Origin of the sequence: Pseudomonas guariconensis (assembly GCF_024127895.1) — a bacterium.
In the GTDB taxonomy this organism is placed as follows: Bacteria; Pseudomonadota; Gammaproteobacteria; order Pseudomonadales; family Pseudomonadaceae; genus Aquipseudomonas; species Aquipseudomonas guariconensis_B.
The window spans coordinates 20,533-35,909 of record NZ_JAMYBK010000029.1 but is presented as its reverse complement, the minus strand read 5'-3'; the positions used below and the strand labels follow the sequence as shown (position 1 = coordinate 35,909).

The 15,377-nt window shown below is 66.1% G+C and carries 11 protein-coding genes; 9 read left to right on the top strand and 2 right to left on the bottom strand.

What is annotated here, in order from left to right; translation table 11 throughout:
• Positions 1-36: 36 nt before the first annotated feature.
• Positions 37-864 (bottom strand): phosphonoacetaldehyde hydrolase, encoded by an 828-nt coding sequence (gene phnX, locus NJF35_RS21650; protein ID WP_253091466.1) that lies wholly within the window; start codon positions 862-864, stop codon positions 37-39.
• A 38-nt stretch (positions 865-902) separates the two neighbouring features.
• Complete coding sequence (locus NJF35_RS21645) at positions 903-2,009, bottom strand: 2-aminoethylphosphonate--pyruvate transaminase (RefSeq protein ID WP_253081576.1); 1,107 nt, start codon at positions 2,007-2,009, stop codon at positions 903-905.
• A 113-nt stretch (positions 2,010-2,122) separates the two neighbouring features.
• Between NJF35_RS21645 and NJF35_RS21640 the strand changes: the two genes are divergently transcribed.
• The 9 genes from NJF35_RS21640 to NJF35_RS21600 all read left to right on the top strand — a co-directional run bounded on the left by NJF35_RS21640 (position 2,123) and on the right by NJF35_RS21600 (position 15,194).
• On the top strand, positions 2,123-2,986 hold the full coding sequence (locus NJF35_RS21640; protein WP_225790453.1) for a LysR substrate-binding domain-containing protein: 864 nt from the start codon (positions 2,123-2,125) through the stop codon (positions 2,984-2,986).
• Positions 2,987-3,143: 157 nt separating this feature from the next.
• Entirely contained in the window at positions 3,144-4,163 is a 1,020-nt protein-coding gene (locus NJF35_RS21635; protein WP_253091465.1) for an AraC family transcriptional regulator, read from the top strand.
• Positions 4,164-4,251: 88 nt separating this feature from the next.
• On the top strand, positions 4,252-8,748 hold the full coding sequence (locus NJF35_RS21630) for an NEL-type E3 ubiquitin ligase domain-containing protein (protein ID WP_253091464.1): 4,497 nt from the start codon (positions 4,252-4,254) through the stop codon (positions 8,746-8,748).
• 90 nt (positions 8,749-8,838) lie between these two features.
• Positions 8,839-10,485 (top strand): AMP-binding protein, encoded by a 1,647-nt coding sequence (locus NJF35_RS21625; protein ID WP_253091463.1) that lies wholly within the window; start codon positions 8,839-8,841, stop codon positions 10,483-10,485.
• Positions 10,486-10,497: 12 nt separating this feature from the next.
• Entirely contained in the window at positions 10,498-11,265 is a 768-nt protein-coding gene (locus tag NJF35_RS21620) for an SDR family NAD(P)-dependent oxidoreductase (RefSeq protein WP_225790449.1), read from the top strand.
• A 13-nt stretch (positions 11,266-11,278) separates the two neighbouring features.
• On the top strand, positions 11,279-12,472 hold the full coding sequence (locus NJF35_RS21615) for an acetyl-CoA C-acyltransferase (RefSeq protein ID WP_225790448.1): 1,194 nt from the start codon (positions 11,279-11,281) through the stop codon (positions 12,470-12,472).
• A gap of 9 nt (positions 12,473-12,481) precedes the next feature.
• Complete coding sequence (locus NJF35_RS21610) at positions 12,482-13,609, top strand: acyl-CoA dehydrogenase (protein WP_225790447.1); 1,128 nt, start codon at positions 12,482-12,484, stop codon at positions 13,607-13,609.
• Positions 13,610-13,622: 13 nt separating this feature from the next.
• Positions 13,623-14,396, top strand: a complete 774-nt coding sequence (locus tag NJF35_RS21605; protein ID WP_225790446.1) for an enoyl-CoA hydratase — start codon at positions 13,623-13,625, stop codon at positions 14,394-14,396.
• A 393-nt stretch (positions 14,397-14,789) separates the two neighbouring features.
• Positions 14,790-15,194: a TraR/DksA family transcriptional regulator gene (locus NJF35_RS21600; protein WP_225790445.1), complete on the top strand. Its 405-nt coding sequence runs from the start codon at positions 14,790-14,792 to the stop codon at positions 15,192-15,194.
• The last annotated feature ends 183 nt before the right edge of the window (positions 15,195-15,377 follow it).

The following is a 15,377-nucleotide window of genomic DNA, read 5'->3' as shown; positions in this document are numbered from 1 at the left end:
GGGGCCGCTTTGCGGCCCCGGCATGCCTTGCGACGCTTACGACGCCTGCGGCATCTCGCCCTTGGCCAGGCGCCGGTTGATGTCGGCGATCACCTCGGGCAGCTCATTGATGGTGTCGATCAGGTAGTGCGGGCGCGAGCCTTCGAACAGCGCGTGGATGCGCTTGCGCTCGCTCTCCAGTTTTTCCGCGCTCAGGGCCCGGTAGCCTTCCCAGGTCAGGCCCAGGGCATTGCCCGAGCACACCAGGGCCACAGTCCACATGCCCGCGCGACGGCCTTCGAGGATGCCCGGCACGGTGTCGTCGACCTTGACGCAGGCGGCCACGTCGTCGATGCCCAGGGCGATCACGTTGGCCAGGGCCTGGGCCGGCCAAGGGCGGCCGTTCGGGGTTTCGTCGGTGGCCACCACGTGGTCGGCGACATAGCCGTTCTGCTTGGCCAGTTCCACCACCTTGTCCATCACCACCTTCGGGTAGCCCGAGCAGGAGCCGATCTTCAGGCCGTCCTTGCGCAGGCCGGTGAGGGTCTCCAGGGCGCCAGGGATCAGCGCCGAGTGCACGGCGATCTTCTCGATCTGCAAGGGCATGAAGCGTTCGTAGATGGCGGTGACGTCATCGTCGGTCGGGGTGCGGCCGAACACCTTGCGGTAGCGTTCGGCGATTTCCGGCTGGTTGCACAGGGTACGGATGTGGTCCCACTTGCCCATGCCCATCGGGCCGCGAGCTTCGTCGATGGAGACTTCGACATCGAACTCGGCGAAGGCCTCGACGAAGATCTGGGTCGGGGCGAAGGAGCCGAAGTCGACCACGGTGCCGGCCCAGTCGAGGATGGCGGCTTGCAGCTGGGTGGGGTTGCTGTAGTTCATGTGCGCGATTTCCTTGGGGTTCGGGTCGAGGGCGAAATTCAGATGTCCAGTACTTCCATTTCCCGCAGCACTTCGGCCACGGCATCGACGGCGGCCTGCATGCCATCGGGCCCGACCACGCCGATGCAACCGACGCGGAAGGTTTCCACCTGGGTCAGCTTGCCCGGATAGAGAATGAAGCCCTTGGCCTTGACCCGCTCGTAGAAGTCCTTGAACTGGTAGCGGGCATCGCGCGGGGCATGGAAGGTGACGATGATCGGGGCCTGGATCTCGGCCGGCAGGAAGCTGCGCAGACCAAGCTGGGCCATGCCGTCGAGCAGGGTCTTGCAGTTGTCGGCGTAGCGCTGGTGGCGGGCCGGCAGGCCGCCTTCCTCGCTGTACTGCAGCAGGGCCTCATGCAGGGCGGCGACCACGTGGGTCGGCGGGGTGAAGCGCCACTGGCCGGTCTTGGCCATGTACGCCTGCTGGTCCTGCAGGTCCATCGCCAGGGAGTGGGCGTTGCCTTCGGCGGCGGCCAGCGCGTTCTTCTCGGCGAAGACGAAGCCCATGCCCGGTACGCCTTCCAGGCATTTGCCGGAGGCAGCGATCAGCGCCTCGAACGGCACCTCGCGGGCATCGATCGGCAGGGCGCCGAAGGAGCTCATGGCGTCGATGACAAGGCGCTTGCCGTGGCGCTGGACTACCTGGGCGATCTCGGGCAGCGGGTTGAGGATGCCGGTGCTGGTCTCGCAGTGGATCAGAGCCACGTGGGTCACGGCAGGGTCGGCGGCCAGCAGGCGGTCGACGTCGGCAGCGGTGGTGGGTTGATCCTCGGCGGTCTCGAAGGTGCTGTAGGCGCGGCCCAGGACTTTGCAGATCTTCGCCAGGCGCTGGCCGTAGGCACCGTTGATCAGCACCAGGACCTTGCCGTCACGCGGTACCAGGGTACCGATCGCCGCTTCCACGGCGAAGGTGCCGCTGCCTTGCAGGGGGACGCAGTGGTGGCTGGCACTGCCGTTGATGATGGCCAGCAACTGCTCGCAGACGCTGGCGGTCAGTTGGTTGAAGTCGCGGTCCCAGGAACCCCAGTCCACCAGCATGGCTTGGCGGGTGCGGGACGAGGTGGTCAGTGGGCCGGGGGTCAGCAGGATCGGGGCATTGCTCATTCCGTTTTTCCTCGCAAGCGGGTGGGCTGAATCTACGGTGTGTAAGTTGCAATTTGCCGCCCCATCATTCAAATTGTTTGTCGTTATGCCAGCCATAAGTCAGGCCGATAGATATGAACTTGTTCCAGTTGCGTGCCTTCGATGCCGTGGCCCGCGAGGGCAGCTTCACCCGCGCTGCGGCGCGCTTGTTCATCAGCCAGCCGGCGGTGACCGGGCACGTCAAGGCCCTGGAAGAGCACTACCAGATCACCTTGCTGCGGCGCACCGCGCGCCGGGTCGAGCTTACCGAAGAGGGTACGCGGCTGGCGGCCATCACCCGCGCCATGTTCAGCCTGGCCGAGGAGGCCCAGGCCATGCTCGAGGCCAATCGCCAATTGCTCACCGGACGCCTGGAAGTCGCCGCTGATGGCCCGCACTGGATCATGTCGATGCTCGGCCTGCTGCGGGCGCGTTACCCGGGCATCACCGTCAACCTGCGCCTGGGCAATGCCCAGGAGACCCTGGCCGCATTGCTTTCGGAGCATGCCGACGTGGCCGTGCTGACCGAGGCCGAGCCGCGCAAGGGGCTGTACCTGCAGAGCCTGGGCGAGTCGCGCCTGTGTGCCCAACTGCCGGTCGGGCATCCCTGGGCGAGCGAGACGGGCGACCTGCCCATGGCTGAGCTGGACCGGCAGATCATGGTGTTGCGCGAGCCCAGCTCCATCACCCGGCGGACCTTCGACCAGGCCTGCGCACTGGCCAAGGTGCAGCCGCGGGTGCTGCTGGAGCTGGACAGCCGCGAAGCGGTCACCGAGGCGGTGGCGGCGCAGCTCGGCATCGGCATCGTCTCGTCGGTGGAGGTGGCCCATGATCCGCGGGTGGTGGCGCGGCCGCTGGCGGGCGATGGGCTGGTCAACCGGCACATGATCGGTTGCCTGGAGCGGCGTCGTGAACTGCGCTTGATCCAGACGTTCCTGGGGTTGGCTGCCAGCCTGTGAGGTGCCTGCAAGAGCGTGTGTGAGTGGACTTGCCTCAATGAGTGACACTGGGGCGCGAAGCGGCCCCAAATGGCACGGCTCCAAAACACTCACCGGCTGGCGTTTTTCCATGGCGGGCCTAAGATGGCCGGCTGAAACCACTGGCGCTGGATGGCCGATGAGCGAGAAAGACACCATTTCAATGCAACTGGTGCGTGAAGCCCTGTTGCAGACCCGCCCGGCGGGGCAAGCCGATGCGCCGCTGCTGGCCAGGGCGGGCATTGATGCATCCCTGCTCGACCTGCCCGAGGCGCGGGTGAGCGCCGAGGCCTATGCCCGGCTCTGGCGCTTGCTGGCGCGGCGCTGCAATGACGAATTCTTCGCCATGGACCCGCGTGGCCTGCGCAGTGGCAGCCTGGCCTTCCTGTGCCGTGCGAGCATGGCCCAAGCGACCCTCGGCGAGGGCCTGGAAACGGCCCTGGCGTTTCTCTCGCTGATGCTCGAGGACCTGCAGCCAAGCCTGGTGCGCCAACAGAGCCTGGCCGAGATCGTCATCGGCGAGCCTCGCGATACGCCGCGCCGCGCTTTCACTTACTTCACCCTGTGGATGATCATCCATGGCGTGACCTGCTGGCTGGCCGGGCGCCGTATCCCGATCCTCGCCATCGACCTGCGTTGCGCCGAGCCGCCGTTCTGCGACGACTACCGGGTGATGTTTTCCGAGAACCTGCAGTTCGACCGCCCACGCACACGCATGATCATCAGTGCCGACTGCCTGGGCCTGCCGCTGCGGCGCACCCAGGAGGAGCTGCAGCGTTTCCTCGCCGAGGCGCCTGGCAACATCCTGGTCAAGTACCGCGACCCGGCCAGCCTGGCCTGGCGCATCCGTGAGCAACTGCGGCGCGCCGACCCAGGCGCCTGGCCCGATGCCGAAGGCCAGGCCAGCGCCTTGTGCATCTCGGTCTCGACCCTGCGCCGTCGCCTGGGCGAGGAAGGCCAGACCTACCAAGGGCTCAAGGACAGCGTGCGGCGCGAGTTGGCCATCGCCTGGCTGGCCGATGTCGACCTGGGGCTTACCGAGATCGCCGAGCGTCTCGGCTTCGCCGACAGCAGCTCGTTCTACAAGGCCTTTCGCAAGTGGTTCGGTTGCAATCCTGGCCACTACCGTCATGTGATCCTGCAGGGGACTGCGCCCTAGGCCTGGCCGAGGATGTTCCCTTTCCCTCTGCTGCGCAGTGGGCGATTGCATCAGTGTCGAGCCTCCTTCGACCTGCGAGGATGCAGACATGACGCAACCCACTCCACCTTCACTTCCGCCAGCGCTTGCCAGCAAGCTGGCTTCCGCCACCGATGATTTCATCGCCGCGAAACTGCCGGACTGGTTGAAACGCGCATCCGCCGCACAGATCAATGCATTGCGCGATTGCTTCGAGGCCCACCGCCATAGCCAGGCGCAGGTGGCGGCGGCAACCGCCGGCCTGGTATCGCCACGGCAGTTCGCTGCCCAGCGGTTCACGGCCCTGTTGGCGGCCGATATCCCGCCGGGGTTCTCCCTCGATGATCTTGAATGGCTGGATGTAAGGCGTCGCTTCACGGTGAGCCCGGGCGGTGGCCTGCCCGAGGATGAGCCGCGTTATGTCCGCTTCCCGGCGTTGTTGCGACTGATGCAGGGCTTTCCCTCGGGCAACCCTTTCTACGAGGGCAGCGGCCTTGTCAAGAAGGGCGAAGAGACCGTGCTTTTCAGCTCGCTGGAGGATTTCACGCAACGTTGCCATGCCGAGGACGTGGGCAAGCAGTACCACGACCTGCTCGAGCGTCTGTTCACCCCGGTGGCCCAGCGGGCCCTGGCCCGCCACCAGCGTACGGCCTTCGCCCTGGCATGCGAGTTCGCCTCGCTCAAGGCACAGCTCGAGACGGTGCACCTGGCCGCCTTGCGGCGGTTGCTGGACGATGGGGCTGGCCAGGAGGAAGGGCTCGCACAGGCGTATGCCGGTGAGCTGCACATGTTGGGGGCCTCCGTTGCGCAGAGCTTGAAGATCCAGTTGCGCAGTGCCGATGGGGATAGTCTCGGGGTCGTGCTCTACCTGCCGAGTGACACTGAACAGCCCCTTCGCCATTTCGACTCGGTGTCAGGGATGAACGATTTCCTGGCGGCCGAGTTGCTCAAGGCGGATGGCCGCCAACGTTTCGCACGACTGATCGCCTTGAAGGACCGCCCAGGGTTCCTGGGGACGCTCGACAAGCGCCTGCTCGACGATGAGCCCGACCTGCAGTTGGAAGGTACGGTGGTCCATGGCGATATCTTCGCCACACTGGCGGCAAGCCAGGTCAAACGCATCGAGGACGATGTCCGCCTGCAGCTCGTTTCGAGCGCGGATGCCGATCATCTCGCCGCCGAAGCACGGCTCAACCAATGGAAGGAGATCGGCCTGGTCGCGCTGGGGCTGGCCGGTCTGGCCATTCCTGCGGTGGGCATGGTGCTGTTCGGCGAGTTGGTCGTGCAGACCCTCGGCCACGTCTACGAAGGGGCCGTCGATTGGCATGAGGGGCACCAGCACGAGGCGCTGGAGCATATGCTCGGGGTCGCGGAGGCCGTCGTCGTCACGGCGGCGACGGTCGCTGGTGTGAGCCTGGTGGCGCGCGGGTTCGCCCGCAGTGCTTTCGTCGATGCGCTGGAGCCGGTGGGCACCGGGGAGGAGTCATCGCGCCTGTGGCATCGTGACTTGCAGGTCTACGCGTCGACCCCGGAAGACGCCACCCTTGGGGATGATGGGCTCTATGCCAGCGATACGCGCCGCTGGCTGCGTGTGGACCAATGCTACTACGAGGCCCATCGCCCCGACGAGCACCAGGCCTGGCGTTTGCGCCATCCGCGAGGCGACGACGCCTTCGGGCCGCAGCTCGCGTTCAATGGCGAGCGTGCCTGGCGTCTTCGCCTCGAGCAGCCCAGGCAGTGGGATGACCGTGCCGACATGCTCGATCGCCTGTGGCCGCAGGACCCGCCCTTGGCTCCAGCCCGGGCCGAGCAGGTGTTGCGTGTGGCGGGCGTCGACAAGGAGGAATTGCGGGGTGTGCTGGTGGAGATGCGGCCTGCGCCGTTCAACCTGCGTGACACCTTGCTGCGATTCGCTGCGGATGCCCGGATCAGCCGCGAGCTCGATGCCCTCGATCAATCCGGCGGAGCTATCCAGGATCCGGCCATTCGCCAGTGGTGCGTGGCGCATCCGCAAGCGCAAGGGCTGGACGAGCAGGCACTGGGCGCCTGGCTACGGGAGGACGCCTCGCACCTGCGAGGTGAATTGCTGGAGCACCTGGCGGCGCCTCTGTCGGCACAAGACGCCTTGGTGACGCTGGTTCGGCGCGATTTCCCCGGGCTCCCCGAGCGCTATGCCCGGGAGGCGGTACGTGACGTGGATCCCGCTCTGCGCGAAGTGGCCCAGGTCGAGGCACGTGTGCCTCTGGCGGTCGCCAGGAAGGCACGGACCCTGCTGCGGCTGGCCAGGGTGAACCGCGCCTTGGAGGGCCTGTTCCTGCGCAGCACCTACACCAATGGCACCGGGGAACTGGTCATCGCCTTGCTGCGGCGACTGTCCAGATGGCCGCGCGCGATCAACCTCGAGTTGCGTGAAGGGTCGGAGAGTGGCCGTCTTTTGGCCGTACTGAACCCTCAAGGCGCACCCGAGGGGCGCGTGGTCCTGGTTCACCGGCAAGGCCGCTTCCACCTTTACGACAGCCATGGGCTGGAGCATGAAGCGCAGGTAGGCGAGCCTGCGGGCATCTTCCAGGCATTGGTGGCACTGCTGCGCCCGACCGACCTGCAGCGGTTGGGCCTTTCTGGCGACGACCCGGCAGAAGGCTTGCGGTTGAAGCTGATCGAAGGCTTGCCCGGCGAACGCAAGGATATTCTGAACCTGCTTGGCTGGCGCGACGGCACGCCTTGGTTCAGCCCCGGCAAGCGCCTGCCCGATGGGCGCGTGGGTTATCCGCTCGGCGGCAATGTATCGAGACGGGAAACCTCTACCAGTGTGCTCAGGGGCCGCATCCGTGCCCTTTACCCACGGCTCAATGACCGGGAGGTCGATCGCTACCTGGAAAGGCTGCTGTTGCAAAGTGGCTCGCCTTTCGAGAGCTTGCTTGCCCAGGAGCGCAACTACGCGCAGCTCGAAAGTGCCTTGTCGCAGTGGATGGCGGATGGGCGCACAGCGGAGCGGTATGCCTCGCGGCGGCAGTTCGCGGCTCGCCTGCTGGCGGCGTGGCGCTACGAGGGGGCCGGTGGGCTGGCCAGCGACATGACCCTGGAGCTGAGCGGTTGGCACATTGGCCAGTTGCCGGAATTACCGGCGGGCAGCGACTTTTCCCATATCACCGAATTGGTGATGGCGGGGGCGGCGCTGGAAGAGGTTCCCGCGGGTTTCCTGCAGTGCTTCACCTCCTTGCGCACTTTGAGCCTGGGCAACAACCGTTTGACCTCCATCCCCTCGGCCATTGGCCAACTGACCCAATTGCGTACGTTGCGCCTGATGTCCAATCGAATCCGCATGAGCCCCTCTGGCGCCGATGCCTTGTCTGCGTTACCGAACCTGCGCGTGCTCGACCTGAGTCGCAACCCTTTGCGTTCAGCGGCACTGCGCTTCCAGTCGTTGCCCAACCTGTCGGTACTGCGTTTGAAACACTGCCGGTTGATCAGCGTGCCCAGGGGGCTGGAGCGGTGCAGGCTGTTGACGGTCGTCGACCTCAGCGACAACGAGATCGATACATTGCCACCTGAGCTGCTGCAAGCGCCCTGGTCTTTCAGAAGCCGCTTCAACCTGCTGCGCAATCCCTTGGCGCACCAGGAGTACGCGCGGTTGTATACGAGCGACCCGTATGACGCTGTCCGGGCCAGCGAAGTGGACGTGGCCAGCGCCCGGAGCCTGTGGCTTGCCGTCGGCGATCCCGGCCAGTTCGCGGCACGTTCGGCGCTGTGGAACCGCTTGGTGCAAGACCCCGACAGCACGGACCTGCTGCAGTTGCTGGCCAATCTCACCCAAACCAGCGACTTCACCCACGCCAGGGCCTACCTCACCGAGCAAGTCTGGGGTGTGCTTGACGCCGTGGAACAGGATACCGACCTTCGCCAGGCGGTGTTCGCCCACGCTCGCGAGCAACTGGGTTGCCATGACAGTACCGCGGAGCGCTTCAGCCGCGTGCAACTGCAGATCCTGGTGCACAACGCCAACCTGCAGGGCGCTGCCGGACGATCGGGGCAAGGATTGCTGGACCTGGGGCGGCGTCTGTTTCGCCTGGAGGCCTTGGAAGGCTTCGCTCACCAGGATGCCGCGCAGCGGCTGGCGAGCGACCCGGATACCGATGTCCTGGAGGTCATCCTCGGCTACCGGGTACGTCTGGCCCATGCCCTCGACCTGCCTTCCCAGCCGCGTACGATGAGGTTCGAGCGCCTTGCCGAAATCACTCCCGAACTCGAGCAGGCAGCGCTCGCCTCGGTCCGGGGCGCGGAGGCGACCGATGCCCTGGCCGAAAGCATCGCTGAACGGGACTTCTGGCGTACCTACCTGGAGCGACGGCACGCGGCAGCCTTCGCTGCGATCGGCGAGGACTTCGCCGCGCGGGGTTCCGAGCTCGACAGCCTGAGCACGGCCCTGACGAGCCAGGACTACACGGATCGATGGCAGGTACTGATGATGGAGCGGCAATCGGCCGAGCATCGCCTGGTCCTGCAACTGACCCGTGAGGCCCTGGAGGAGGGCGTGCCCGAGGCAGGCCAATTCGCTCAAGCCGTTTGACAGCTTTGGCCATTGCCCCCAGCGCCGACCGGCGCGAACATCGTCAGACCGAGGGTGCCACTCCAACAATAAGAAACCAGGAGTCTGACGATGCGCGATTACGCCGAGGCCGTCCGTTCGTTCAACCATCGCAGTGCCGTCGAGGCGGCACTGCATGGCACGCTGGACGCGCTCAATGCCTGTGTCGAATGCTGCGACCGCCATGCCGGCAGTGGCCGGGTCGCGCTGATCTGGGAAGACCGCGAGGGTAACAGCGCACGCTACACCTTCGAGCAACTGCAAGGGCTGGCGGCGCGCTTCGCCAATGTGCTTGGCCAGCAAGGCGTAGGCCCCGGCGACCGAGTTGCCGGCCTCATGCCACGCACTCCAGAGCTGCTGGTGACCATCCTTGCCACCTGGCGCCTGGGTGCGGTGTACCAGCCGCTGTTCACCGCCTTCGGCCCCAAGGCCATCGAGCACCGGCTCGAACAGTCCCATGCGCGCGTGGTGGTCACCGACCGCGGCAACCGCCACAAGCTCGACCAGGTCACGGGGTGCCCGACCCTCATCACCGTCGGGGCCAGCGCTGGCGAGCTGGACTTCCACCAGGCGCTGGAGAGTGCTGACAGCACATGCGAGCCCGTGCCGCGCAAGGGCGACGATCCCTTCCTGCTGATGTTCACCTCGGGTACCACCGGGCCTGCCAAGCCACTCGAGGTACCGCTCAAGGCCATCGTCGCCTTCCAGGGCTACATGCGCGATGCCATCGACCTGCGTCCCGAGGACAACTTCTGGAACCTGGCCGACCCGGGATGGGCCTACGGGCTTTATTACGCCGTCACCGGCCCGTTGTCCCTGGGCCACGCCACCACCTTCTACGACGGGCCGTTCAACGTCGAGAGCTGCGCGCGGATCATCGACAAGCTGAACATCAGCAACCTGGCCGGATCGCCTACCGCCTACCGTCTGCTGATCGCCGCCGGCAGCGAGTTCTCGACACCGATCAAGGGCCGCCTGCGGGTGGTCAGCAGCGCCGGCGAGCCGCTCAACCCGGAAGTGATCCGCTGGTTCGCCGACGAGCTGGGGGTGACCATCCATGACCATTACGGCCAGACCGAACTGGGCATGGTCTTGTGCAACCATCATGGCCTGAAGCACCCGGTCCACCTGGGTTCGGCCGGCTTCGCCATTCCCGGCCACCGCATCGTCGTGCTGGACGAGCAGGCCAACGAACTGTCCGCCGGGCAGCCGGGCATCCTCGCGGTGGACCGCGAGCAATCGCCGCTGTGCTGGTTCGCGGGTTACCACGGGCTGCCGACCAAGGCCTTCGTCGGCAAGTACTACCTCAGCGGCGATACCGTCGAGCTCAACGATGACGGCAGCATCAGCTTCGTCGGCCGCAGCGACGACGTGATCACCACCTCTGGCTACCGGGTCGGGCCGTTCGATGTGGAAAGTGCGTTGATCGAGCACCCGGCGGTGATCGAGGCGGCGGTGATCGGCAAGCCCGATCCGGAGCGCACCGAGCTGATCAAGGCCTTCGTGGTGCTCGCCCCGGGCCATGTCGGCAGCGCCGAGCTGGAAGAGACCCTGCGCCAGCATGTCCGCCAGCGCCTCTATGCCCACGCCTATCCCAGGGAAATCGAATTCGTCAGCGACTTGCCCAAGACCCCGAGCGGCAAGCTGCAACGCTTCATCCTGCGCAACCAGGAAATCGCCAAACAACAGGACGCGCCGGCCCCGCGCGCCAGCGCCTGAAGGAAAAACATCATGCAGATAGCCAACAAACATTTCATCGTCAGCGGCGCGGCCTCCGGGCTTGGCGCTGCCACCGCGCAGATGCTGGTCGAGGCCGGCGCCAAGGTGATGCTGGTCGACCTCAATGCTGCGGCAGTCGAGGCCAAGGCCCGCGAGCTGGGTGAACAGGCGCGTTTCGCCGTGGCCGACATCAGCGACGAACAGGCCGCCCAGGCGGCGGTGGATGCCGCCGTCAGCGCGTTCGGTAGCCTGCACGGGCTGGTCAACTGCGCCGGCATCGTCGGCGCCGAGAAGGTTCTGGGCAAACAAGGACCCCATGGCTTGGCGAGTTTCGCCAAGGTCATCAATGTCAACCTGCTGGGCAGCTTCAACCTGCTGCGCCTGGCGGCGGCGGCCATGGCCGAAGGCGCGGCCGACGAGGAGGGCGAGCGCGGCGTGATCATCAACACCGCGTCCATCGCCGCCTACGACGGGCAGATCGGCCAGGCTGCCTATGCCGCCTCCAAGGGCGCCATCGCCAGCCTGACCCTGCCGGTGGCGCGGGAGCTGGCGCGTTTCGGCATCCGCGTGATGACCATCGCCCCAGGCATCTTCGAGACGCCGATGATGGCTGGCATGCCCCAGGAGGTGCGTGACTCCCTGGCCGCCGGCGTACCGTTCCCGCCGCGTTTGGGCCGTGCGCAGGAGTACGCCGCGCTGGCCCGTCATATCATCGAGAACAGCATGCTCAACGGCGAGGTGATCCGCCTCGACGGTGCCCTGCGCATGGCTGCCAAGTAAGGAGTAAGCGAACATGACTCTCGCCAACGACCCGATCGTCATCGTCAGCGCCGTGCGCACGCCCATGGGTGGCCTGCAGGGCGACCTGAAAAGCCTGAGCGCCCCGCAACTGGGCGCCGCCGCCATCCGTGCCGCGGTCGAGCGTGCCGGCATCGACGCCGGCAGCGTCGAGCAGGTGCTGTTCGGCTGCGTGCTGCCGGCCGGCCTCGGCCAGGCACCGGCGCGCCAGGCCGCCCTGGGCGCGGGCTTGGACAAGCACACCACCTGCACCACCCTGAACAAGATGTGCGGCTCGGGCATGCAGGCGGCGATCATGGCCCATGACCTGCTGCTGGCCGGCAGTGCCGAGGTGGTGGTAGCCGGCGGCATGGAAAGCATGACCAACGCGCCTTACCTGCTGGACAAGGCCCGTGGCGGATACCGCATGGGCCATGGCAAGATCATCGACCACATGTTCATGGACGGCCTGGAGGACGCCTACGACAAGGGTCGCCTGATGGGCACCTTCGCCGAGGATTGCGCCCAGGCCAACGGCTTCAGCCGCCAGGCCCAGGACCAGTTCGCCATCGCCTCGCTGACCCGCGCCCAGGAGGCGATCAGCAGCGGCCGTTTCGCCGCCGAGATCGTCCCGGTGGAAGTCACCGAAGGCAAGGACAAGCGCATCGTCAAGGATGACGAGCAGCCACCGAAGGCGCGCCTGGACAAGATCCCGCAACTGCGCCCGGCCTTTCGCGAAGGCGGCACGGTCACGGCGGCCAACTCCAGCTCCATTTCCGACGGCGCCGCGGCGCTGGTGCTGATGCGCCGCTCGCACGCCGAGCAGCGTGGCCTCACGCCTCTGGCGGTGATCCACGGCCATGCGGCTTTCGCCGACGCACCGGCGCTGTTCCCCACCGCCCCCATCGGAGCCATCGACAAGCTGGTCAAGCGCGTCGGCTGGAACCTGTCGCAGGTGGACCTGTTCGAGATCAACGAGGCCTTCGCCGTGGTCACCCTGGCCGCGATGAAGCACCTCGACCTGCCCCACGAGAAGGTCAACATCCACGGCGGCGCCTGCGCCCTGGGCCACCCGATCGGCGCCTCGGGTGCACGGATCCTGGTGACCCTGCTTTCGGCCCTGCGCCAGAACAACCTGCGCCGTGGCGTGGCGGCCATCTGCATCGGCGGTGGCGAGGCCACGGCCATGGCCGTCGAATGCCTGTATTGAGGTGAGACCATGCTGGTATCTGACGAACAACAACAGATCGCCGACGCCGTTCGCGCCTTCGCCCAGGCGCGCCTGAAACCGTTCGCCGAGCAATGGGACAAGGCGCACAGCTTCCCTCGCGAGGCCATCCGGGAAATGGCCGATATGGGCCTGTTCGGCATGCTGGTGCCGGAGCAGTGGGGCGGCAGCGACACCGGCTACGTGGCCTATGCCATGGCCCTTGAAGAGATCGCCGCGGGCGACGGCGCCTGCTCGACCATCATGAGCGTGCACAACTCGGTGGGGTGCGTGCCGATCCTGCGCTTTGGCAGCGACCAGCAGAAGGCGACCTTCCTCGCCCCGTTGGCCAGCGGCGCGATGCTCGGTGCCTTCGCCCTGACCGAGCCCCAGGCCGGCTCCGATGCCAGCAGCCTGAAGACCCGGGCGCGTCTGGACGGTGACCACTACGTGCTCAACGGCAGCAAGCAGTTCATCACCTCCGGGCAGAACGCTGGCGTGGTGATCGTCTTCGCCGTCACCGACCCGGATGCCGGCAAGCGTGGCATCAGCGCCTTCATCGTGCCGACCGACTCGCCCGGCTACCAGGTGGCGCGGGTCGAGGACAAACTTGGCCAGCATGCCTCCGACACCTGCCAGATCGTCTTCGACGAGGTGCGCGTGCCGGTGGCCAACCGCCTGGGCGATGAGGGCGAGGGCTACAGGATCGCCCTGGCCAACCTCGAAGGTGGGCGCATCGGCATCGCTGCCCAGTCGGTGGGCATGGCCCGCGCTGCCTTCGAGGTGGCGCGCGACTATGCCAACGAGCGGCAGAGTTTCGGCAAGCCGCTGATCGAACACCAGGCCGTGGCCTTCCGCCTGGCCGACATGGCCACGCGCATCGCCGTGGCCCGGCAAATGGTGCTGCATGCCGCGGCGCTGCGCGACGCTGGGCGTGCGGCGCTGGTGGAAGCCTCCATGGCCAAGCTGTTCGCCTCGGAAATGGCCGAAAAGGTCTGTTCGGACGCCTTGCAGACCCTCGGCGGATATGGCTATCTGAGCGACTTCCCGCTGGAGCGGATCTACCGCGACGTCCGGGTCTGCCAGATCTACGAGGGCACCAGCGACATTCAGCGCATGGTCATTGCGCGCAATCTTTGAAGGAGCAGTCTGCATGGCATTCGAAACCATCCTGTTGGACATCCACGGCAAGGTCGGCCTGATCACCCTCAACCGGCCCCAGGCGCTCAATGCCCTGAACGCGCAGATCGTCGGCGAGATCAACCAGGCCCTGGACCAGCTCGAACGTGATCCGAACATCGGCTGCGTGGTCATCACCGGTTCTGCCAAGGCGTTCGCCGCGGGTGCCGACATCAAGGAGATGGCCGAGCTCAAGTATCCGCAGATCTATGTCGATGACCTGTTCAGCGACGCCGACCGCATCGCCAACCGGCGCAAGCCGATCATCGCCGCGGTATCCGGCTTCGCCCTGGGCGGTGGCTGCGAGCTGGCGATGATGTGCGACTTCATCCTCGCCGCCGACAACGCCAAGTTCGGCCAGCCGGAGATCAACCTCGGCGTGCTGCCGGGCATGGGTGGTACCCAGCGCTTGACCCGCGCGGTGGGCAAGGCCAAGGCCATGGAGCTGTGCCTGACCGGTCGCCTGATGGGCGCCGAGGAAGCCGAGCGCGCCGGCCTGGTGGCCCGCGTGGTGCCCCAGGCCGAACTGCTGGAGGAGGCGTTGAAGGTCGCAGCGACCATCGCCAGCAAGTCGATCCCGGTGAGCATGATGGTCAAGGAAAGCGTCAACCGCGCCTTCGAGGTCACCCTGAGCGAGGGTGTGCGCTTCGAGCGCCGGGTGTTCCACGCCGCTTTCGCCACCGAGGACCAGAAGGAAGGCATGGCCGCCTTCATCGCCAAGCGTGAGGCGCAGTTCAAGGACCGTTGAGGTCACGGCGCGGGTAAATGAACACTGGGGCCGCTACACGGCCCTGTCGCGACACAAGGCCGCCCCCACATCTATGGCGCTCGATTGTAGAACAGCGCCGTAGATGTGGGGCGGCCTTGTGTCGCGAAAGGGCTGCGCTCCCCTGCGGGGCGAGAAAGCCCAAGGCACGCTTACCCCACGCCCATTCGCCGCCCCGTAGACTGCCGATGGGCGGAATCCAGGCCATTTCGGTCAAATTCCCCCGTCGTGCCTGTTGCCCCATGCGACGCAGCGTCTTAGACTGCCGCCCCCTGTAGAAAAGTGCCGGTTGGCGCTTGAAGAATTCCGCTGCCGGCGAGCCATCGCCGGCGGCACCCGAATCGCCCAAATGCACATATTTTCATAGAGAAATCGATGACCAAGGAACAGTTGCTGGCCATGTCGGCCGATGACTACATGAACGCCGATCAACTGGCGTTCTTCGCTGAGCTGCTGCAGGCGATGAAAGTCGAGACCCAGGAGCGCATCGAGCTGAGCCGCAATACCATCGAGAGCCTGGATACCCCTTCGGATCCGGCCGACGTGGCTTCGGTGGAAGAAGAACGCCACTGGCTGGTCAATGCCATCGAGCGCGACCAGCGCCTGTTGCCGCAGCTGGAGATGGCCCTGGGCCGCATCGCCGATGAAAGCTTCGGCTGGTGCGACGACAGCGGCGAGCCGATCGGCCTGCAGCGCCTGCTGATCAGCCCGATCACCAAGTACTGCATCGAAGCCCAGGAGCGTCACGAGCAGCTCGACCGCCACCAGCGCCAGATCTGACCGACACCCCGGTGCCAGGCCCCACGGAGCGATCCGTGGGGCCTTTGCGTTTCCGATGCCTGCATCAGGCTTCGGCCTTTATTGCCGTGGATGCAATACAGCTATACCCAAGTAGGATTTTTCCGCGATCTGGGCAGGCGTATGATGATGACATAGTTAGGCAGCTAATTAAATTCCGGAGGG

Coding starts and splice junctions, on each gene's coding strand:
- NJF35_RS21600 (WP_225790445.1), top strand. CDS start 14,790: ATGACCAAGGAACAGTTGCTGGCCATGTCGGCCGATGACTACATGAAC.
- NJF35_RS21645 (WP_253081576.1), bottom strand. CDS start 2,009: ATGAGCAATGCCCCGATCCTGCTGACCCCCGGCCCACTGACCACCTCG.
- NJF35_RS21625 (WP_253091463.1), top strand. CDS start 8,839: ATGCGCGATTACGCCGAGGCCGTCCGTTCGTTCAACCATCGCAGTGCC.
- NJF35_RS21640 (WP_225790453.1), top strand. CDS start 2,123: ATGAACTTGTTCCAGTTGCGTGCCTTCGATGCCGTGGCCCGCGAGGGC.
- NJF35_RS21615 (WP_225790448.1), top strand. CDS start 11,279: ATGACTCTCGCCAACGACCCGATCGTCATCGTCAGCGCCGTGCGCACG.
- NJF35_RS21630 (WP_253091464.1), top strand. CDS start 4,252: ATGACGCAACCCACTCCACCTTCACTTCCGCCAGCGCTTGCCAGCAAG.
- phnX (WP_253091466.1), bottom strand. CDS start 864: ATGAACTACAGCAACCCCACCCAGCTGCAAGCCGCCATCCTCGACTGG.
- NJF35_RS21610 (WP_225790447.1), top strand. CDS start 12,482: ATGCTGGTATCTGACGAACAACAACAGATCGCCGACGCCGTTCGCGCC.
- NJF35_RS21605 (WP_225790446.1), top strand. CDS start 13,623: ATGGCATTCGAAACCATCCTGTTGGACATCCACGGCAAGGTCGGCCTG.
- NJF35_RS21635 (WP_253091465.1), top strand. CDS start 3,144: ATGAGCGAGAAAGACACCATTTCAATGCAACTGGTGCGTGAAGCCCTG.
- NJF35_RS21620 (WP_225790449.1), top strand. CDS start 10,498: ATGCAGATAGCCAACAAACATTTCATCGTCAGCGGCGCGGCCTCCGGG.